Raw genomic sequence first — 20,932 nt, forward strand, 5'->3', positions numbered from 1 at the left:
GAATAGGACTTATAACAATGACGACCGTATTACAACGTCGCCAGAGTGCAAATTTTTGGGAGCAGTTCTGCTCTTGGGTCACCAGCACCGACAACCGGATTTATATCGGCTGGTTCGGCGTCTTGATGATCCCCACACTCTTGGCTGCCACTGCCTGTTTCGTAATTGCCTTCATTGCTGCTCCTCCCGTTGACATTGACGGGATTCGTGAGCCTGTGGCTGGTTCTTTGATGTTTGGTAACAACATCATCACCGGTGCTGTTATTCCTTCTTCCAACGCTATCGGTTTGCACTTCTACCCAATTTGGGAAGCTGCTTCCTTAGATGAATGGCTTTACAACGGTGGTCCTTACCAGTTGGTGATTTTCCACTTCTTGATCGGTGTCTTCTGCTACATGGGTCGTGAATGGGAATTGTCCTACCGCTTAGGTATGCGTCCCTGGATTTGCGTCGCTTACTCTGCCCCTGTAGCCGCTGCGACCGCTGTCTTCTTGATTTACCCGATTGGTCAAGGTTCTTTCTCTGACGGTATGCCCCTCGGTATCTCTGGTACTTTCAACTTCATGATCGTGTTCCAAGCTGAGCACAACATCTTGATGCACCCCTTCCACCAACTCGGTGTGGCTGGTGTCTTTGGTGGTAGCTTGTTCTCTGCCATGCACGGTTCCTTGGTTACCTCTTCCTTAATTCGGGAAACCACTGAAACTGAATCTCAGAACTATGGTTACAAATTCGGTCAAGAAGAAGAAACTTACAACATCGTTGCTGCTCACGGTTACTTCGGTCGCTTGATTTTCCAATACGCCAGCTTCAACAACAGCCGTGCTTTGCACTTCTTCTTGGCTGCCTGGCCTGTGATTGGTATCTGGTTCACTGCTTTGGGTATCAGCACCATGGCTTTTAACCTCAATGGCTTCAACTTCAACCACTCTGTTGTCGATGCCAAAGGTAATGTCATCAACACTTGGGCTGATATCATCAACCGGGCAAACTTGGGTATGGAAGTCATGCACGAGCGGAATGCTCACAACTTCCCCCTAGACTTGGCTTCGGCTGAGTCTGCCCCCGTTGCCTTAGTTGCTCCTAGCATCAACGGTTAATCTCTGACTCTCTCTAAGTCAACCTAAAAAGTAAAGCCGCTTTCCATCATGGGGGGCGGCTTTTCCTTGCAATTCATCAAGCTTTTGACCCAAGATTTGCAGTTCTCAAGCCTGTGTTACCTATCGGGCGCAGTTTTGTTATCTGTTGCATCAGAATTGTTGTACTGCGATTGCTACTTTGTTGAACATTTACCACAAGCCATCATTAGTCATTTCTTAAGTCTCATCAACCCTCAGATAATCAAATAAATCTTCCCTTACTTCAGGAAAAAGCTCCGAAGTTAGTAGAGTAAAAAGAACCTTTCTTGCTAAGTTGTAATCCTTCAAGTTAATCTTTCGATAGTCTGTATCTGTATCATCTTCAACAATGTGAACATGAACACGATTTCTAAGCTGACGAAGGTATGGGAGGTTTTTAAAGAACTCATCATTTCCCAATCCAATCAGCTTTTGTGACTCAACCCTCTTGCACATTGCATCAAAAGTCATTGCTTCATATACGCTTGGCTCGATTTTCTCAAAGATTTCCATGTCAATTTTTCTCTTCTTCTCATCACTATCTTTAAACTCTTTTCCTGGTAATTTACGATAAGACTTCCATGAAATGGTTGCAGCTTTACCTCGTAATCGCAGCAGATAAAAAAACAGAGCTTCCATAATTGAACAGGCTACTATGATGAACGTCTTCGCATTTTGAGTCCAAAGCACGGAAGTAAGATTTAAGTCTTCACCACAACGATGAATAAATTCAAGATGTTGAAGTGAGTAAGCAACATTCTTTTGCAGTCCCCTGCATTTTTTCTCTTCATAGCTCGGTATTGGAACCATGAATTGTTTGAGATAATTTTCCAAATCCGCTACTGGCTTTGGAAACCACTTATCTCCTTTTCCCTTCAGTGTAAGCATTGCTTATTTGAACTACTACCTTGATGCTAAATCCCCTACTGACAACCTTTAGAAATCACCTTACAGAACCTCTAGGGAACTAATGCTGGATACTAACAGATAAATTTGCAGTAACTCCCTTCACCAAGGGCTAAATCGTACAACAAGGATATTAACGGCGTTGGGCTTTACTGACATATTTACGGGCAAAGCGGAGATTCAGGTTTTGTTCTGTGGCCCAGGCCTGGAAGATTTTCAAAAAGGCTTGGCGATCGGTGGCTTGAATCACGGCGGCTTGATCGGCGGTTTCAATGGCGTAGGGATACCCTTGTCCGGCAATAATTTCGGCTCGTACCCAATCCATAATTGTTTCGATTTGCCCAGACTCAACCAGCCAGCTAGGGAATTCTAGACGAACAGGTTGTCCACTATGGGCTTTGAGGTAACAAAAGGCAACTTTTTCCGCAACATCACCATAATCACTTAGGATACCGGGCCGGCCATCACTCCCTACCCGTTGAGCCTGAAAGACCGGAGTTCGCTGACCCCAGGCCAGGCCAGATAACAAATGACTATCAAACACGGTATCTGTGGCCGGTAAATCAGCCAGGTAGGTCAATAAACTACATAAATCGCGGGCTCGGGAGTGATCAATATAGGCAATCAGCGGCACTTGATAGGTTTCGCTAGCGGTAATTAAGTTAATCAAGGCCTGGACATAATCTTGGCGACTGGTTGGATCAAAGGTTTCAGCAAAGGTGGCAATTAAGGAACCATCAAAAAAAAGCAACCGATCTCGGGCCTGGGCGTGATTTTTCATGTCTTTAATTAATTGCTCAGTTTCCATCTGAAAGCGGCGCAAATTGACTAAGCGATCCGGGGGCCGATGGTGCGGGTCGGATTGTAATTTTAGAGGTGTGAGAATTTCCAGTTTCGTGTTTTTCTCATACTCCAGGCCGGCTAGATGAGGATTGGCAAACCAGGCCACTTGGACTAGGCCAACGGGGATGGAAATGTCTTCAGAGGGTAATAGCTGAGAGCCATCCACCGCTACGGTCGTCATCCCTTGCAAACAGGTTTTGGCCCAGGCCCGGCTTTGATCTCGATGCTGCCATTGATAGGGAAAATCTACAGCCCAGGCCGGAGTGACTTTTTCTAATGGCCGGGCCCCAATCCATTGCTCTGGTGGGAGGCGGAGGATCAATTCGGCATGGCTGAGGTGAGAAATCTCCTGAAATGCCCGTTCATAGGCCTGGTAGGTTTCGGTGAATCCGTGATCAAAATGATGAAAATCGGCCCGGTTTTGACTCAGGGCATGACGCAGTTGGAGCAAGTTTAAGGGCATAGGATTTTAGATCAGGGCAGGGATAAGCAGTAACTCATAACAGTTTGGATAGTTTGGGTTGGCTGGCTAAGAGGTGAGCGTAGGGGGTGTCGTGGAGATGGGCGGTGTTGGCGGAACCAAAAAGGACGAGTTTATCTTCAATGACGGATTTCATAGCGGAAATGGCTGCTCCAGCTACTTCTAACAGATCTTTGCCTGTATCGTCACAAATTTCTTGCTGGAGAGAACTCATATAGGCCTGGCGAACTTCTGTATTCACATTGAACTTGCAAACCCCCAGTTGGATCGAACGCTCAATCATCTCAGCCGGTAAGCCCGATGCCCCATGTAATACCAAGGGAATACTCAGACGTTGGCGGATCTTGAGGAGACGCTCAAAATCTAAACGGGGCGGGCTTTTATATTCTCCATGCACATTCCCAATCGTCACCGCCAGCGCATCAACCCCTGTGGCCTGGACAAACTCTACGGCTTGGTCGGGATCCGTCATTTTGGCTTCTTTTTCGGCAATCGTTAAGCCATCCTCTGTACCGCTAATTCGGCCAATTTCTGCTTCAACGACAGCCCCGTATTGATGGGCTAACTGGGTCATCTCCCTGGTAAATTTGAGATTTTCAGCGTAGGAGAGGTGTGAGCCGTCCGCCATGATTGAGGTTAAACCCGCCTTGAGGGCTGCTTGGATGTCTTTGGCCTGGGTACTGTGGTCGAGATGGACAGAAATTGGGACAGTAGCACTGCGGGCAGCTTCTAAACAGAGGGCAATTAAACTGGAACTACCATAGCGTAAAGCACTGGGATGGATTTGCAGCATGGCTGGACTAGCGGTATCCTGGGCGGCATTAACAACTGCTTTGACCCCTTCCAAGTTGTAAACATTAAAGGCGCCAATGGCATAGCTATTAATCCGGGCAGTTTCGAGTAACTCCTGAGTCGAAGCAAGCATAGGACTAGTGCCAGGTGAGAATATCCAATTTTAACGTCTGGGTTGCCGGAAATAAGCTGGCTTCTCAATCAGGGTTGGAGCTGTACAGGCCTGGATGAGTCCGTTGATACCCCCGGTAATCACTTGCATCGGCACTCCTAAGGCCTGTTCCAACTCCTCTAAAGGCATATCGTCTAAAAACACTGGCTGGTCAGCTTTAAGCATCACACTGGGAATTAAAACCGCATCGCCTAAATCTAGAGATTCTAAACCTTTTTCTAAGTCCTGTCCGGTTAATAAGCCGGTTACGGTCATGGCCTGGCCCCAATAGTCACTTTTCAGGGCAACCATATTTAAGGTTAAACCGGCAATTTGATTCAAACGATGATAGATGGGCATAAACGCTTTTTCCACCGTATTCCCGACCACCCAAGTCAAGTGGCGGGGTGTTTCTAATTGTGTGGGTAAGGTTGAGGCTAACTCGGCAAATTCATCCAGAAATAAGCGGATTGAACCCACTCCATTACTCAATTGCGGATAGTCTTCATAGTGACTCGCGGGGGGTAAATCTTGGCCAGCAATTAAAAACCACTCATCCGCTAACCAGGCCAGGGGGCTGCCGACTTTTTTCTGAAACTGGGCCTGTAATGCTTGCACTTGACTAATCACTTCTTGGGCTTTGGCTGGGGTCACGGGAATCAGTTCATCCTCCTCCGGGCGAAATCGAGTTAAGCCGAGGGGAACCACCGCAATTGAAGCCACAGCCGGCCAAGGGAGTTGATGGAACTGAGCTAAATCCTGCAAGGTTTGCGTTAAATGGTCGCCATCATTTAGGCCTGGGCAAACCACCACTTGGGCATGAATTTGTAACCCCTGCTCCTGAAACCAGGCCAGATGCTCGAGGATTTTTCCAGCCCGTGGGTTTTTGAGAAGGCGAATTCTGACTTCTGGCTCGGTGGCATGAACGGAAACATATAACGGTGAAAGGCGTAACCGGGCAATTCTCTCCCACTCGGCCTGGATTAAGTTGGTCAGGGTTAAATAACTGCCATATAAAAAACTGAGGCGATAGTCATCATCTTTAGCGTAGAGACTGGCCCGTTTGCCGGGGGGTTGTTGATCAATAAAACAAAAAGGACAGCGATTATTGCACTGGATCAGGCCATCAAATAAAGCCGTGGTGAACTCCAGGCCCAGGTCAGCGTCATAGTCTTTTTCAATTTCGACATGGTGGGTTTTTCCTCGCTGATCCAAAACTTCTAGCTCCAGAACTTCATCGGCACATAAAAACCGATAATCAATCAAATCTCGCGGCCGTTCGCCATTTATGGCCACTAAGGCATCCCCAGGCTCAAAGCCAACCTCAGCGGCAATGGAATCCGGGAGAACAGCACTGATTAGGGCAGGTTGAATGGTGGCGTGACTCATGGGTGGTTGGACTGCTTTGCTGGTTCCTAGGGGCGATATTTTGGGCTGTTTTCAGGGGGCAAGAACCTGGGTGGGGCTGAGACGGCATCGCGATAATAGAGATGTTTACCTTGGATCTTAATGCTGAAGATCAATCATTAGGACTCAATATAGTTTGAAATAGTCTAAATCTCTTAGGTTTGTGCAGTATGGCTTAGTTCTTCAGCGCATAATAGGAAAAGATACTATCGTCAGCATTGATCAAATTCACGTTTTTGTTTAGTAGTAGCTGTTTGCTCCCATGACTAGAATAACCCTGGGTGCATTTCTAAAGCTTGTCCCGACCTATACAGAATCCATGGGGGTGAGGGATTGGTTAGGGCATTGGTCAGCCGAGCAGACAAGGGAGGGGGCGGTGGTGCTACTGGATCACCTAGGCTGTCCCCAGGCCGTGCTGAATGGTTGGGCGATTGCCGCGCAGGTGCAAGCAGATCCGCAACTGAAGTCCGAAACCCTAGGGTGTGAACCGTTCCGGGCCTGGGCGTTGCCGATGATCACCGTCCGGGCGGATTTATTAGTTCAAGAATGGTTCGGGACTCAAGCTCCAATTCCGTCAGACTTTGTGGCCCTGGTGGGCTTGAATGGCCAGTACTTAGGCCTATTGGATTTGGGGGCCTTAATTCACTATTGTCTTTCCCCAGACTGGACTCCTCAGACCAGTGAAGCTCCAGAAATTCCCCCAGAGTTGTTGCGGGCCTGGGAAGCGTTGGCTTGGCCGGTCTTAATTCAGACGGGGGAAGGGGAAGCCATTTGGCAAAACTCGGCCTGGCAAACCCAATTGGGCCAAGGGGGAATAGCCCTGAGTTTAGATGCGGAGGCTACCCGGCCTGGGGCTAATTTCAAGACTAGTCGCGGGAGCCGCTGGCAGTTCTATCCCTTGCCCCTCAGTAGTCATCATGGGATATTAGCCTCGACTCAAATCTTAAAAACTCAGCCGGAATTATTGCCCGCTTTATGTCTAACGGGCCTGGGGCAGTCGTTGGTGAATAGCCTCGAGATCGCCGCCGCCTCTGTCACCCTTTGGCTCGTCTTAGGCCTGGAAATTCCCCACTTAGAACCCTGGACGGAGGAGCTAAACGCAAACCTGACCGCCCTGCGGCAACGTTATCAATATCAACAAAAGTTTTTAGCCGCCCTCAATCACGAATTAAAAAACCCAGTCACTAGCCTCCTCAGCCTGACCCAACTGCTGCTGCAATCTGACCCCGAGCATTGGGAGTTGCGCCAACAGGATTGCCTGGCTTTGATGGAGCGGGCCAGTCGTCAACTGAGTTTTTTGCTGAATCAGTGGTTAGAGTTAACGGAGGCGGCCCAAGGGAATGTGGACTTAACCTGGGAACCCCTGGCTTTACGGCTCCTTGTTCACCAGGCCCAGGAATGGCTCATTCAACAGTTACCCAGTTTTGGCGGTGGCTTAACAGCTGTGGAACTTGGCCAACGTTTTGAGCACTTTCACATAGAAATACCCCCTGGCTTGACCCATATTTCTGGGGATCGGTTACGACTGCGGCAGAGTTGTGGCTATCTCTTGATGGTGTTGGCTGGTCTGGGGCAAGGGAATTTAGACAGTCCACAGGGTGAGGATTGGGGCTGCCGGGTCAAACAATGGCCGGGCTGGCAAGAGTTGCAGTTTTGGCAAACCGGGCGGGGGATTCCAATTGCGGAACAATGTCACTTACTCGATGCAATGCCTGAGGCGGGGGCATGGGTGGCGGAGGTTGGCTTGGGGGTCATTTTGGCCCGGCAATTCATTCGCCTTCACGGGGGGGAACTCTCTTTTTGGGCCACGGCTGGGGCTGCTGGGGCTGGCCTGGAGTTTCGCCTTTTGTTTCCGGTCAATTTGGAGCATCAGGGGCAGTTGATTTTGCTGTATGGCCATGACCCGGCCTGGCTGCGACAACTCTCAGATTATTGGGCGGGCCTGGGTTATGCAACGGCCATTGCTCGGCAAGATTTAGAACTTCTGGATAAAAGTCGCCAACTCCGACCCCAGGCCATTGTTTTGGAACCCCAACTCTATCAGTCCGGTGGGCAACATCTTTTCTTGGCCAGCCTGCGGAATCTTTTAACAGCTATGCCGGAAACTGCCAAAATCCCCTTAATTTCTTGGAGTCAAGGGAGCGTTCCAGAACCCCATCCCGGCGTGTATCTCCTCACTGAACCAGAAGATTTGTCGGGATTAGCCGCTTTGATTAACCAACTGGCGACGGTAAAATTTCCGAGCAGTTCCCCTCCGCTCCCCCCTGTTAAATCCTCACCCGTGATGACCTCAGCACTAACAACGGTCTTAACGGTTTTGCGCCTAGGAGCCACCCATGCCTTTACCCCCCAATTACACCGATTTTTAGAGGCGGCTGATCTGGAGCAAGGGCAACTTTTAGCCGAAATTTGGCAGCCAGATATCTTACTTTGGGACTTGCCCCTCCCCACCGGCCTGAACGAACTGACAACCTTGCCGGACTACCCCTTGTTATCCCGTTTGCCCTTAGTCACCCTGGAGGAGCAAATTACCCGCCAGGCCTACCAACTTCCTGGTGTGGCGGTTTATCCCTGTTTAGATGTGGCGTTGCTGGGGCAGGTGATTGAGCGGGCCTGGAGACATTCGACAATCTGACAAAGTTCTTGCTCAAAGGTAATTTGGGCCCGATTGGTGCGCCCCCCCAAGTAAAGAGTTTCCCCTTGTACCAGGCCCCAGATTTGGGAATGGGAGACATAACTCATGATCACCCCTGCCATCAAGAGGGCAAACCCCAAATAAAACAGGGGAATCCCCGGATCCGCTTTAATTTGTAAGCCCGTACTACCCAGAATGTCATCAATAGTCAGGGTCACGCCATTAATCTCTTGACTCACCCCGGTTCGTAAGCTGGTCAGGAATTTACCATCGGTGTCATAAACCAGCAGTGTCCCTTGCAAATCTCGGGCAATCAAGGAAATTCCGGCACTTAAATCTGTTTTCGTGGGAATCCAAGTGCCCCAAAGCCGCCCTTTGCCCCCAGTATCCAGTTGAGCCATGGGAAGTTGTAAGACGGGGCTTTTGTTAATCCGAAACCGCACGCCGCCAATTGACCAATCGGCCTGGTAAAGGCTGACACCGTGATATTTCAGGGGCTGGTTGACATGAATTGTCTCCCGTTTGACTTCTGCACCCTGGTGATCTAAGACGGATAAGTCGGAATAAAACTGATCAATTTCCCCGGCGGCATCGTAGTCAATCCAGAAGCGGTTGACCCGGACTGACCAATCTTGGGGGGCATGGGAAAAGGGCCCGGCCTGGATGAGGTGGGAAATATTGAAGGTGTTGCCACTGAGGATCAGTTCTTGGGCCATAAATCCGGTTAAGGAACCCACAATTCCCCCCAGTAAGATCAGAATCATACTGGCATGGACAATAATCGGCCCAATTCGTCCGGCCAGGCCTTTGCGGGCGTAAATGTGTCCCTGTCCCTCATCGGCCTGGAAGATTTTATAGCCCTTGCTGGTCAGAATGTCCCCTAACTCCCCTAATTTTGCGCCAGGAATTTCCGTACTTAAGGCTAGTTTTTGAAATTGGCGGGGTTGATCATAATACTTCCATCGTCTGGCGGCCGTGAGGGCTGGAAATTGGCGAGTAAAGGTACAGGCAATTAAACTGGCACCAAATAAAACAAGCAGGGCTAAATACCACCAGGTTTGATAGACATGATCCAGGCCGAGGAATAAGAGGCGTGTGCCCGTTAAAAACCCAAACAAGGCTGGACTTTCTGGATAGTTGGCAAAATAAAATTCGGCGGATTGGCCCTGCTCGATCACGGTTCCGGCAATACTCAGCACAGCAATGACTAGGAGCAAGACAATCGCTAAGCGCAAATCGGCCAGGATCGGCAATATATCTTTTTGCCAGTGTTTGATCAGCCAGGTTTGGCCGAGGTTGAAGTGATTGATTGATTGATTTTGTGCATCCATAGTCTCAATTATCCGGCCTAGTTCGGATGTTGTTCACGATGGGAGGAGGAAATATCTGCCAGGGAATGGGAAAATCCCCGTAATGGTGAACTTTACTCTAAATCTGCCATGACATCCTCTGCTATGAAGAGACTAAGGGTGGTCATTGAGCGGTTGAGGGTTAAGCGTTTTTTCAAATCTTATTCCATCGTGATTTTGCAGATTTAGTCTCACTTTGTCTTCGTCCCATAGGGTACTTGAAATAAATATCTATGAGATTTTTTAATGACTTAGGACTCAGTCGGGTTCCTAAAAATTGTAAAGGACATATACCCGGTATCCATCAAAATATGTTCATAAGTTCCCTCAGCAATAATTTCATCCGTAACTTTTTTTATCGGCGAATTATTATTTCCTTGGGCATCATACCAACCATAGTAATCATGGAGAATGAAATAGCCACCGGGTCTTAATATCCAAGGCACATAGTTATAAACATCTTCTTTACACCCCTCGTAACTGTGGTCACCATCAATAAAAATTAAATCTACAGTTTCATCAATGGTGACTTGATCAGAGCGGGTATTGATAAATTCTACATAACTTGAAAGATTGGCTTTAGTAATTAATTCTGTTGCTTCTGTTGTCGGAAATGGATCAATTGAATATAATTTCCGAGCCTGAGGTTTTTCTAATTCAGGATAGTTAATGTCCGGTCGTTGTTTATGTTGCTGCGGTTCTTGCCAACCAATATCCAAGAACTTTAAGGCACTTGCTAAACATAGAGTAGAAAATCCCTTAAACCGGCCGATTTCCACAATCCGATTTGCTTTGATACTGACTGCTAAGGAAAATAAAGTCATGCCCAGGCCCAATTCCGATCCCCCGGCTGATAAAGTCGAACGCATTAAACCAAAGAAATCGCCAAAATACCCATCCATGGCCTGGAAGTTTTCGGGTAAATGTTCCGTTGACATTAACTGTTCAACACTTTTATCTATCATCATTTTATCCAAATTTAATTTCAATCAATTTTTACTGATTTGACATATTTGCCATAGGAATATTATATTGATTTGCCCAAGTTAAATTTTCAAGGTACGATGTTTCAATGGCTTCAGCAATTAAAGCATCATAATTAACTTGAACCTTAAAATCTCGATCATGTTGATATAAGCGAGTTGTAAACTGATCTGTCCACGCGAAATAAGTATTCCAATGGAGTGGACCTGTATTTAGAGTTTTAACTAAAAAGGCTTCATCTTCACCAAAATCTAAATACTCGATTACGGGATATTTAGGTAAAAAAGACAACGCATCTCCATCTGTCCACACCAAATACCGATGATGAATATAGCCACGAAAATCGGGTGAACCACCATCAATGTGGCGACAGCATTCTGCTATGGGTGAAGGCGTTTCGATATAACCCGCTTTAGCAACACGATTGATTTCGGTGCAAAGCCACATCGGATTATACATATCTTCTAAAACATGGCGACAATAAATAAAATCAACACTTTGATCGGCATAGGGTAAAGGCTCTGAATTCAAATCGAGATGATGGACAGGTTTCCCTTCGAGATGGGGCCTGGGTTGCCAATCAATAAACTCAGTTGCAAAAGCAAAGGGACAATGACCTGGGCCAATCTCCACAATCACTTTTTTGTCCAATGCTAGGTTTTCCACAACCCTTTGATTGACGGGATCGGGTTGCCAATGGTGTCTCTCTAACTGTTTGGAATTGGTAGGCAGTGTCATCATATTTTATAAGATTGATGCAAATTAAAAGAACGATACCCTAACCGAATTAAATGACGATTTTCTTCTGAATCAGCAAATAACATCCACCGCATCTTTGATTTTGGATTTTAATGTCTCTAGATTATCTGCTTGGGTGAAGATAGATTCTCCTAAAGCGGACGCTACATAGTCCCCATCAGCTTCTTCTTCAATAGAGATGATTACTTGAACCTTACGAGAGGCTAGAACTGTTGGTTGAGATGTCATGATATTTGAACCTATTGGATAGGGCAAGACTATCTTTCTATTTTCTGATTGAGTTTGTCTCCTTTCAGTATAAATTAACTACTGGGCAGAATTTGGGTCACTAGTTCTTCCGGCTCCATGGAGACAATCTGGATACTACTGGCATGATGACCACAAGGGATTTGATCCACCGTTATCCGCTGCCACCGTTCCCGATTCGTTACCAGGCCTACCTCTGGCACTTCTGCTCCAAATGGGGGGGAAACCGCCACCAGGCCAGCGACATAATCGTGAGGCTGTGTAAATTTGAAGGTCATTGTCCCCAATTGTCCTAGGTGGATGGGCCGCACTTCATTGACCGATATTTGTTTGGCATAGCCCTGGGCCGTTACCAGCAGCAGATTAGTTGTCTCTGAGGTGGCAATTGCGCCAATAATCCGTTCCTGAGTGCCCAACTTAAAGGCAGCTACCCCGGCACTTGTCCGACTCATGATTGGAATGGTTTCCCCTTGAAAGCGTAAGATTCGGCTGGTGGAGGTAGCGACAATGAGGGTTTGGGCCGGCAGGATGGGGATGACCCAGTCCAAGGCATCATCATCTTTTAACTTAATGAGTTGCAATGCCCGTTGATTCATCCCCGTTAGCTCTGTGGCTGGAATACGCTTGATCCGGGCCTGGTGGGTCAGGAGGACAAAATCTGGGTAACTATCGGCGGCATCCGTTGCTGGTTCTAACCAAAATTGAATCAGTTGTTCCCCCTGGGCTGAGTCGGGTAGGAGGGTTTGCAGAGGTTGACCTTTTTGGTTGCGTTCAGTCAGGGGAATTTTGGCTACAGGCACACTATAGGCTTTCCCATTGCTGCCCACTAAGTAAAGAGTATGTTGGCGTTGACCGGGGGCCTGGAAAATTGGATAGTCTTTTTTAGCGTCTTGCCATTGCTGCTTGGCCTGGGGGGGAATCACAAAACTATTCCGGGCCAGGGAGGTTAAACAGCGGCCATAGCCTTTTTGACTCACTTCCACCATCACGGGTAAATCAGGGGGCGTGTCCACTTCAGCAGTGGAGATCACGGGCAGATCGGGAACATCCGTTAAAATTTGCGTCCGGCGGGGATCCCCAAATTGTCGTTTGAGTTGGCGCAGTTCTTTTTTCAGGGCCTTGAGGAGTTCATGGCGGCTACCGAGAAGGGTTTGCAGGTCTTGGATGCGTTGACTTAGCTCTTGAAATTCCCGCTCTAAATTCTCCCGTTCCAGGCCAGTTAAGCGTCTCAAGGGCATGGCGAGGAGGGCATCGGCTTGGCGGTCACTCAGGTCAAATTCGGTTTGGAGATTAATTTTTGCGGTGGGGCCATCGGGGGCCTGGCGAAGGAGATCAATCAGCCGATCCAAGTCGTTCAAGCCCGCTAAAAGACCTTCGACAATATGGCTACGGGTCTGGGCCTGATCCAGTTCGTGTTGGTAGCGGCGGATGAGGGTTTCTTCTCGAAAATTGAGAAATTCCTGAAGCAGTTGAATTAGGGATAATTGCCGGGGTTGTCCATTAACGATGGCCAGAAGAATCACGCCAAAATTGGTTTGCAGAACCGTTTGCCGATAGAGTTGCTCTAAAACCTTTTGGGGATTGCCTTCCCGTTTTAGTTCAATGACCACCCGCATCCCGTCCCGATCACTCTCATCCCGCAGATCCGCAATCCCTTCTAAGCGTCCTTGGTTACTCAGATCCGCAATTTTTTCAATCCAGGCCGCTTTGTTGACCTGAAAGGGTAACTCTGTGACGATAATGGCGCTGCGCCGATGCCGCCCCCGCCCCGGTTGGATTTCCTCAATTTGGGCCACCCCCCGCAAGGTGACGAGGCCGCGCCCGGTTTCATAGGCCTGGATAATCCCTTGGGTGTCAATAATTTGGCCGCCGGTGGGAAAGTCGGGACCGGGGAGATGCTGCATGAGCTCTGGTAAAGAAATCTCGGGCCGGTCAATTAGAGCAATGAGGGCATCAACAACTTCATTCAGGTTATGGGGTGGAATATTTGTCGCCATCCCGACTGCAATCCCCGAGGAGCCATTCAAAAGCAAAATCGGTAGCTGGGCTGGCAGAACAAGAGGTTCCTGTTGGGAGTTGTCAAAGTTGGGGGCAAAATCTACCGTAGCCAGGCCCACCTCTGTCAGCATGGCGGTATTGGAAATGGGGGCTAACCGGGTTTCCGTGTAACGCATCGCGGCGGGCGGGTCGTCATCAACAGAACCAAAATTGCCGTGGCCATCCAAGAGGGGATAGCGACTACTAAAGGTTTGGACTAGGCGCACCAGGGCATCGTAAACCGACTGATCGCCGTGGGGATGATATTTTCCGAGCACGTCCCCAACGACACGGGCGCATTTCCGATAGGGCCGATCCGGTGTTAAGCCCAACTCGTACATGGCATATAAAATCCGCCGATGCACTGGTTTTAGCCCGTCCCGCACATCCGGCAAGGCCCGCCCGATAATCACACTCATGGCGTATTCGAGATAGGACTGTTGCATTTCGGTGTGCAAAGCCGTGGGGATAATGTTACCCTCGCTTAATAAATTGAGTTGCTCTGCCATGAACGCCAATCCTTTTACCAGGTCTAAACATCGTTACAGTAATCGGCTCTGGTCTCAGGTGCAAGTTGGCCGGGGTTCAGCCACACGCCAATCTTGATCTGATGTCCCGAGATCCGCAAGCCAGGTTTGGTCATATTGTAGGCTTCATGGGATAAAACTTCCTTCGGAATAATGCAGTTGCCGTCATCTTTGCAGATTATTTGGTAAGGGTGGGTGACGGGAATAGTCATGCTAGAGCGATCATGGTTGAGGCCTTTGCCCGCAAAGTCCAAATAACTTGCTCCTTGCCCCAGGCCTGTTGAGCGTCCTTTTGGGCTTGGATGGCCATTTGGGTTTGCTGCTGTTGGATCATGGCCTGGGCATAACGGTGACAAGATTGACCAAAGCCTTGATGTCCACAGAGGAATACCTTTTTTCTTCTCGCCATTGATCTTGGGCGCGGTTGATCACCTCGGAGACAGAATAAATTCGCAATTGGGCCTGGAGTCCTCCTTTCCACTCTAGGCCTGGCATGGGAGAAAATAGAACGATGAAGCAAAAAAATGTTTGGTTTTGGTTCGTGGCCTGGTTGGGGATTCTCGCCGATCGGCTCTCAAAATGGTGGGTGATTAGCGTTTTTGACCTGACTAGTCCGCCCCAATCCATCCCAATCTGGCCGGGTGTGTTTCATTTCACTTACGTCACCAACTCCGGGGCCGCCTTTAGCCTTTTTACCAATGGCGGGGGGTGGTTGCGCTGGTTGTCTTTGGGGGTCAGCCTGGGCCTGGTTGCCTATGGAATTTGGGGCCCGCGCTTAGGGCGTTGGGAACAGTTAGGTTATGGGTTTTTGTTGGCAGGGGCGATGGGCAATGGGGTGGATCGGCTCTTAACGGGTGAAGTTGTTGATTTCTTGGACTTTCGTTTGATTCAGTTTCCCATTTTTAATCTGGCAGATGTTTGGATTAATATTGGCATGGCCTGTTTGTTGATTGGCATCTGGCAAGCTTCTCAGCCCCGTGCCCATCCCTAGGAATTATGTTTATTCAGGAAAGACCCCTTGATCTGTTGCCAATTTATCTTGGGCAAAAAGTAGATCAAGAATGCTACCTGAGCTGTAAAAACCCAGCCATAGTAACGAAAAATGAGATTAAAATCCCATTGGGCTTCATAGCTCAGACTGGCAATTGTCCACAGGAAAATAATCCCAGGCAGGGTCAGCCGCTTCAATAGTTTGGCGGGATTGCGGCTAATGGAGCTAAGGGGTTTGACGTTCATGGAGCCAAGTTCCTTCCTGAGGATTACACCGTTGTGAGCGTGAATGTTGCCTAAATGGACTCAGCCAAGGAACATGTGGAGATCGTGAACTGAGAATTTCCTGGGTATTAAGGGAAGCAAGAACCGCTATTGTTGTTGATTGTAGCAAGGCAGAATTTCTGGGAACCCCGGCCCGTTTTTTTGTCACGGTTAGTAACAATCGTCCTTAACGGCTTACCCCCAAGGATTTTAATTGCCGTCCTATGGTTTCCATTGCCCGCAAGAACTTATTTGAAGACCTCCCTCGGTTTATGGTCGCCCAGGCCGGGATTATGTTCGCAGTGGCCTTAGTCACGGTGCAGACGGGCCTGTTGGAGGGATTTACCAAGTCATCTAGTTTATTGATTGATGGAGTCAAAGCAGATCTTTGGGTGGCCTCGAAAAGTATGCGCTTTTTTGATCTCACCCTACCCTTGCCCTACAGCAGTGTCGCCACTGTCCAACAATTACCAGAGGTCGCCCGATCCGAACCCTTTATTATCCAAAGTGGCATTTGGCAACGGTTGAGTGATCGTGATATTGCCCCAGTCCGGGTGATTGGTTTTGACCCCAAAGGACGGTTGTTTCAACCCTGGAATGTCCAATCTGGTTCAATTGCAGATTTAGAACGCCCTAACACTGCCTTTATTGACCGCATTGACGCGGCTGGCCTGGGGATTACCGCAGTAGGGCAAGGGGCCACCTTAAATGGGCAGCGATTATTGGTGAAGGGGATGACGGTGGGAGTCCGGTCGTTGGTGGCGAGTCCCTATGTGTTTATGTCCACTGAAAATGCCCATCTTTATACCAATCTTGTTCAAATTCCCGGCCAACTGCCCCTCAATTCAGCCCCGCCCCTGGCCCCAGACTCTCCCATTAGCTATGTGCTGGTGCAGGTGGTTCCTGGTACGGATCTAGCGGCCCTAAAAACTAAGCTGGCAGACGCAATTCCCAATAGTCGAATTTTGACCCAGGCCGAGATGTCCAAAATTACCCAAGTCTATTGGCGCAACAGTACGGGAGTCGGGTTTATCCTGGGCCTGGGGGCGATTGTCGGGATTGTGGTTGGGACAGTAGTAGTCGGGCAAATTCTCTATGCTTCGGTGGCGGATCACCTCAAGGAATATGGCACCCTCAAGGCCATGGGAGCGAGTGATTACTATCTCTACCGGGTGATCCTTGAGCAGGCCCTCTGGATGGCGGTTTTGGGCTACTTACCCGGCCTGGGGTTGGCCATGGGCTTAGGCAGTTGGACCATGCAAACTCGGGCAATTCAGATTTTAGTCAGTCCCACGTCCGCTGCGGTGATTTTTGGGGTGACGGTGGCCATGTGTAGTGGGGCCGCAGTCTTTGCCATTCAAAAAGTGACTCGGTTGGATCCAGCTATGGTCTTTAAATCCTAAACTCCCGTTGTGATAGGTTGCTGCTAAAATCTTGTTCATTAGGCTAGTTCTCCAGTCCATTACACTAGCATTGTCTTCAGCAGTTGAATGTTGTCCCTAATATTTGCCCCCGAAGTTTGTAAGGCCGTTAATTCTTCCCCGGTTAAAGGCAGTTCAATAACCTGTTCAACCCCCCTAGCTCCCAGTTTAATCGGGACACCCATGCAAACCTCCGTCAGACCATATTCCCCTTCTAAATAAACTGAGGCTGGGAGAATCCGGTGTTGATCCTCTAAAATTGCGGCCACCATTTCGGCTGTGGCAGCGGCAGGGGCATAATAGGCGCTTCCCGATTTCAAGAAGCTCACAATTTCGGCTCCCCCATTCTGAGTGCGTTCTATCAGGGGGGAAATGGCGTTCAGGGGCAATAATTCCGGTAAAGGAATCCCATTCACAGTCGTATGACGGGGTAGCGGAACCATTAAGTCTCCATGCCCCCCCAACACCATGGCCCGAATATCCCGCACACTGATGCCCATTTCCGCGGCAATGAAGCTGGCAAAGCGGGCCGAATCCAAAATTCCTGCCATACCGAGAACCCGCTCTTTTCCCAGGCCACTGACTTGCCAGGCCAAATGGGTCATTACATCTAAGGGGTTGGTCACAACAATTAAAAAGGCGTTAGGAGCTTGGCTCATCGCCCTAGTGGTAATGTCTTGCACCAGTTGGCCATTGATTTTGAGCAGATCTTCCCGACTCATCCCTGGTTTGCGAGGGAACCCAGCCGTGATCACGACAATATCTACCCCAGCAAGTTCGGCATAGCTTTCTGTCCCGAGGATTGTGGAATGATTGCCGCTAATGGCCTGGGCCTGGTTTAAGTCCAACGCCAAGCCTTGGGTCCGGCCAGGGATGACATCCAACAAAACCACATGGGCTAAATCTAATTCCAGAATCCGGCGCGCTAAGGTACTCCCAACATTTCCAGCGCCAATAATGCCAACCTTAGCCCGCTGCCCGACCACTTATTGACCAGCTTCGACTTGATCTAGGCGTAACCAAATGGTCGGAGTTGGGACTGGAAATTTAATTTGGGCATAGTCGCCTTTGATATCCACAATTTCTCCCCGTCCCTCAAAAATATAACTGGGAAAGCGGGGATCACTGGCCTGGGCTTCGAGGCTGTCGGCTAACTTCTCGGCAATGACTTGGACAAAATCGCCTTTTTTAACGGTCATAGGACTTCCGGCTAGGGGACTAAAAGGACTATGTTGTTATCTTACGCAACGGACTGGATGAATTTCAGCCAAAATTGATGATGTTTGATTATGACTTGGTTGAGTTTTTTTGTTCCCAACGCCACAGACTGATCATTAGGGCAATCACGCCCAGTTGGAGAGCAAAGTTTCCCCATAACTCTTGATCGGCCTGGCCGGCAATCAGCTTCAGTAAAAAAATCATCGCCCCAATTAGTCCCGATGCGGCAAAGACGAGATACATGACTTGGCGTAATCCCCGATAGGGGGCCTGGGCTTCTTTGAGGAGGCGTTGGCGAAATTCAGCTTCGGCGCGGGTTTGGGGACTTTTGGGACTCATGGAATTATTTTAGCTAACCATACCCATGTTCCGCCAGAAACTCAAGGGTAATTAGGTCATGGTCTCGGCCTGGGGAAGACTCAGGGGCAAGATGGGGGTACTGAAATTTGGCCGCATATTTTCCCAGCAGATCTGCCTCAAGATTCACAGGTGCGCCAACAGATAAATATTGCAAATTCGTGGCCTGGTAGGTGTGGGAAATTACAGCCACGGTAAATGAACTTCCAATCGCATCATAACTCGCGACAGTTAAGCTAATCCCATTAATCGCAATACTGCCTTTGGGGACGATATAGGTGGCGACTGGGGGCGGGGCCTGGAAGCTCAATTCCCAACTGGTTTCTAACTCCTGAATTTCTGTGAGGGTTCCTACCCCATCCACATGACCACTAACAAAATGCCCACCGACTTTATCCCCAACCCGTAAGGCCGGTTCTAAATTCACTAAGGCCTGGGCCTGGGCAATGCTTTTCAAATTAGAGCGGGATATGGTTTCTGGGGAGACACTGACCGTAAAGGATTGTTGATCATAGATTTCTACGGTTAAGCAAATCCCATTAACAGCAATACTATCGCCAATTTCTACTGTCTTGAGAAACTGACAGCTTGGACAATAAACTTTTAGTTGGGAGTTGGCTTGGAGGGAAATTGTTCCCAGGCCCTGAATCAGTCCAGTAAACATCGGGCAACCACCTAATACTTCCGTTCTTGGGGGGGAAACAAGCTTAAATTCACGGGCGCATATTCAATTTGGACACCAGCGGGAGAATAGTAAGCCAAGGTATGTTTTAAGAAGTTTTCATCATCGCGGTTGGGGTAATCCTCGCGAGCATGGGCACCGCGGCTTTCTTGGCGGTTTAAGGCTCCAGTTAAGATCATCTCCCCAACAATCATCAGGCTTTGGAGTTCAATGGCTTCGGTAATTTCAGTATTCCAAACTAACCCCGTATCATCTAAGCGAATTTGCTCGGCCTTGGCCTGGAGTGTTTGTAGTTTTTGCAGCCCCTCAGCCATCAGTTCTGCTGTCCGAAACACGCCGCAATGCTCGGTTAAACAATCCTGGACTTCTTGGCGAATTTCGGCAATCCGGTAGGGGCCTTGTTTCTGCCTTAAGGATTTAAGCTGGGCCTGGGCTGAGGCGTAATAGGGTTTGGCATCGAGGTCGGGAAGTTTCGCAGTTTGAAGATAGTCCGCAATCGCAGCCCCCGTCCGCCGGCCATAGACCACACATTCCAATAAGGAGTTACTCCCTAAGCGATTGGCCCCATGCACCGAGACACAGGACGTTTCCCCCGCGGCAAAAAAGCCCGTGACAATCTGATCAGCTCCCGATTTGACTTGCCCATGAGTCGTGACTGGAATCCCGCCCATGGAATAATGCACCGTTGGCCGCACCGGAATAGGTTCAACGACAGCATCTACCCCGGCTAAGCGATGGGATTCTTCCCAGCAAAAGGGAACCCGACTCATAATTTTTTCCCGGCCCATGTGGCGTAAATCTAAATAGACAAATGGCCCACCCGCTGACCCATCTTTATTCGCCCCCCGTCCTTGCCGAATTTCCGTTGAGATCGCCCGTGAGGTAATATCCCGCGGGGCCAATTCCATTCGACTGGGGGCATAACGGGCCATGAACCGTTCCCCTTGGACATTAATTAAATAGGCACCTTCCCCCCGAACCGCTTCCGAAATCAAGACTCCGGCCGGATACAGGCCAGTCGGATGAAACTGGACAAATTCCATATCTTCTAGGGGCAAACCCGCCAAGGCCGTCATTGCCAGGCCATCCCCCGTGGAAGCATAGTCATTGGAGGTGGTATTAAACACCCGCCCATAGCCCCCGGTGGCAAACATCACTGCCTTGGCCCGAATAATCTGGATGGCCCCAGTGCGGATGTGATAGAGGACAACCCCCTTGGCCTGGTGATCTTCCAAGATCAGCCGCATCACATACCACTCTTCATAAAACTGCACCCCATACTTGAGCAGGTTGCAGTAAAGCTCATGGAGAATGGCATGGCCGGTTTTGTCGGCGGCGTAACAGGTGCGATTGTGACTGTGGCCACCAAAGGCGCGTTGGGCAATCCGGCCATCGGGCAAGCGGGAAAATAAGACCCCTAAATGCTCTAAATCAATCACCACATCCGGGGCTTCTTGGGTCAAAATCGCCACGGCATCTTGATCTGCTAAAAAGTCAGAACCCTTAACCGTATCAAAGGCATGGGCTTCCCAAGAATCTGTTTCATCCACGTTTTTCAGGGTGGCGGCAATTCCCCCTTGGGCCGCAACGGAATGGGAGCGGATCGGATGGGTTTTCGCAACTAGGGCAATATTTACGTTTGGGAGTTTCCGACACAGTTCCAAGGCCGCTCGACACCCAGCCAGGCCCCCACCGACAATCACCACATCATGATCTTGTACCGGGAGTGTGGGATTCGTCATGACTGCCCTAGGAACCTAAAAAA

The 20,932-nt window shown here is 49.1% G+C and carries 20 protein-coding genes; 4 read left to right on the top strand and 16 right to left on the bottom strand.

Features of this window, described 5'->3' with window-relative positions:
* Positions 1 to 17: 17 nt before the first annotated feature.
* Entirely contained in the window at positions 18 to 1,100 is a 1,083-nt protein-coding gene (psbA, locus tag SYN6312_RS00930) for a photosystem II q(b) protein (protein WP_015122979.1), read from the top strand.
* 216 nt (positions 1,101 to 1,316) lie between these two features.
* On the opposite strand, the gene SYN6312_RS00935 is transcribed toward psbA, so the two are convergent.
* The 4 genes from SYN6312_RS00935 to SYN6312_RS00950 form a co-directional block, all read right to left on the bottom strand.
* Positions 1,317 to 2,006, bottom strand: coding sequence for a hypothetical protein (locus tag SYN6312_RS00935; protein WP_015122980.1), 690 nt, complete (start codon positions 2,004 to 2,006; stop codon positions 1,317 to 1,319).
* Positions 2,007 to 2,157: 151 nt separating this feature from the next.
* Positions 2,158 to 3,330 (bottom strand): DNA double-strand break repair nuclease NurA, encoded by a 1,173-nt coding sequence (locus SYN6312_RS00940; protein WP_015122981.1) that lies wholly within the window; start codon positions 3,328 to 3,330, stop codon positions 2,158 to 2,160.
* Between the two features lie 34 nt (positions 3,331 to 3,364).
* The gene (locus SYN6312_RS00945; RefSeq protein WP_015122982.1) at positions 3,365 to 4,273 is read right to left on the bottom strand and encodes a class II fructose-bisphosphate aldolase; all 909 of its coding nucleotides are present in this window, start codon (positions 4,271 to 4,273) and stop codon (positions 3,365 to 3,367) included.
* Between the two features lie 30 nt (positions 4,274 to 4,303).
* Positions 4,304 to 5,680, bottom strand: a complete 1,377-nt coding sequence (locus SYN6312_RS00950; protein WP_015122983.1) for a TIGR03279 family radical SAM protein — start codon at positions 5,678 to 5,680, stop codon at positions 4,304 to 4,306.
* 280 nt (positions 5,681 to 5,960) lie between these two features.
* Between SYN6312_RS00950 and SYN6312_RS00955 the strand changes: the two genes are divergently transcribed.
* Entirely contained in the window at positions 5,961 to 8,333 is a 2,373-nt protein-coding gene (locus tag SYN6312_RS00955; RefSeq protein ID WP_015122984.1) for a sensor histidine kinase KdpD, read from the top strand.
* On the opposite strand, the gene SYN6312_RS00960 is transcribed toward SYN6312_RS00955, so the two are convergent.
* From SYN6312_RS00960 to SYN6312_RS19255, 6 genes are all read right to left on the bottom strand, one after another.
* Positions 8,264 to 9,664 (bottom strand): cytochrome c biogenesis protein, encoded by a 1,401-nt coding sequence (locus tag SYN6312_RS00960; RefSeq protein ID WP_015122985.1) that lies wholly within the window; start codon positions 9,662 to 9,664, stop codon positions 8,264 to 8,266. The two genes, SYN6312_RS00955 and SYN6312_RS00960, sit on opposite strands and share 70 nt — an antisense overlap.
* A 269-nt stretch (positions 9,665 to 9,933) precedes the next feature.
* Positions 9,934 to 10,650 carry a class I SAM-dependent methyltransferase gene (locus SYN6312_RS00965; protein ID WP_083853478.1) on the bottom strand — a complete coding sequence of 239 codons (717 nt, stop codon included), beginning with the start codon at positions 10,648 to 10,650 and terminating at the stop codon, positions 9,934 to 9,936.
* Between the two features lie 28 nt (positions 10,651 to 10,678).
* Entirely contained in the window at positions 10,679 to 11,407 is a 729-nt protein-coding gene (locus SYN6312_RS00970; RefSeq protein ID WP_015122987.1) for a methyltransferase domain-containing protein, read from the bottom strand.
* A gap of 69 nt (positions 11,408 to 11,476) precedes the next feature.
* Positions 11,477 to 11,653 (bottom strand): hypothetical protein, encoded by a 177-nt coding sequence (locus tag SYN6312_RS20040; RefSeq protein WP_015122988.1) that lies wholly within the window; start codon positions 11,651 to 11,653, stop codon positions 11,477 to 11,479.
* 74 nt (positions 11,654 to 11,727) lie between these two features.
* A complete protein-coding gene (locus SYN6312_RS00975) occupies positions 11,728 to 14,217 on the bottom strand; it encodes a DNA topoisomerase (ATP-hydrolyzing) subunit A (protein ID WP_015122989.1) in 2,490 nt (829 codons plus the stop codon).
* Positions 14,218 to 14,240: 23 nt separating this feature from the next.
* Entirely contained in the window at positions 14,241 to 14,591 is a 351-nt protein-coding gene (locus SYN6312_RS19255) for a hypothetical protein (RefSeq protein ID WP_051020949.1), read from the bottom strand.
* A gap of 155 nt (positions 14,592 to 14,746) precedes the next feature.
* Between SYN6312_RS19255 and lspA the strand changes: the two genes are divergently transcribed.
* Positions 14,747 to 15,226 carry a signal peptidase II gene (gene lspA, locus SYN6312_RS00985; protein WP_015122990.1) on the top strand — a complete coding sequence of 160 codons (480 nt, stop codon included), beginning with the start codon at positions 14,747 to 14,749 and terminating at the stop codon, positions 15,224 to 15,226.
* Here lspA and SYN6312_RS00990 read toward each other — a convergent pair.
* Positions 15,223 to 15,471 carry a hypothetical protein gene (locus SYN6312_RS00990; RefSeq protein ID WP_015122991.1) on the bottom strand — a complete coding sequence of 83 codons (249 nt, stop codon included), beginning with the start codon at positions 15,469 to 15,471 and terminating at the stop codon, positions 15,223 to 15,225. The two genes, lspA and SYN6312_RS00990, sit on opposite strands and share 4 nt — an antisense overlap.
* Positions 15,472 to 15,713: 242 nt before the next feature.
* Between SYN6312_RS00990 and SYN6312_RS00995 the strand changes: the two genes are divergently transcribed.
* Positions 15,714 to 16,892 carry an FtsX-like permease family protein gene (locus SYN6312_RS00995; protein ID WP_015122992.1) on the top strand — a complete coding sequence of 393 codons (1,179 nt, stop codon included), beginning with the start codon at positions 15,714 to 15,716 and terminating at the stop codon, positions 16,890 to 16,892.
* 59 nt (positions 16,893 to 16,951) lie between these two features.
* Here SYN6312_RS00995 and mdh read toward each other — a convergent pair whose 3' ends face one another.
* The 5 genes from mdh to SYN6312_RS01020 all read right to left on the bottom strand — a co-directional run bounded on the left by mdh (position 16,952) and on the right by SYN6312_RS01020 (position 20,909).
* Entirely contained in the window at positions 16,952 to 17,896 is a 945-nt protein-coding gene (gene mdh, locus SYN6312_RS01000) for a malate dehydrogenase (protein ID WP_015122993.1), read from the bottom strand.
* Entirely contained in the window at positions 17,897 to 18,109 is a 213-nt protein-coding gene (locus tag SYN6312_RS01005; RefSeq protein ID WP_015122994.1) for an NAD(P)H-quinone oxidoreductase subunit O, read from the bottom strand.
* Positions 18,110 to 18,197: 88 nt separating this feature from the next.
* Positions 18,198 to 18,467, bottom strand: a complete 270-nt coding sequence (locus SYN6312_RS01010) for a DUF3493 domain-containing protein (protein ID WP_015122995.1) — start codon at positions 18,465 to 18,467, stop codon at positions 18,198 to 18,200.
* A 13-nt stretch (positions 18,468 to 18,480) separates the two neighbouring features.
* Positions 18,481 to 19,149, bottom strand: a complete 669-nt coding sequence (locus tag SYN6312_RS01015; protein WP_015122996.1) for a riboflavin synthase — start codon at positions 19,147 to 19,149, stop codon at positions 18,481 to 18,483.
* Positions 19,150 to 19,160: 11 nt separating this feature from the next.
* Positions 19,161 to 20,909: a succinate dehydrogenase/fumarate reductase flavoprotein subunit gene (locus SYN6312_RS01020; RefSeq protein ID WP_015122997.1), complete on the bottom strand. Its 1,749-nt coding sequence runs from the start codon at positions 20,907 to 20,909 to the stop codon at positions 19,161 to 19,163.
* Positions 20,910 to 20,932: the final 23 nt, after the last annotated feature.

Origin of the sequence: Synechococcus sp. PCC 6312, assembly GCF_000316685.1 — a bacterium.
GTDB lineage: Bacteria > Cyanobacteriota > Cyanobacteriia > Thermosynechococcales > Thermosynechococcaceae > Pseudocalidococcus.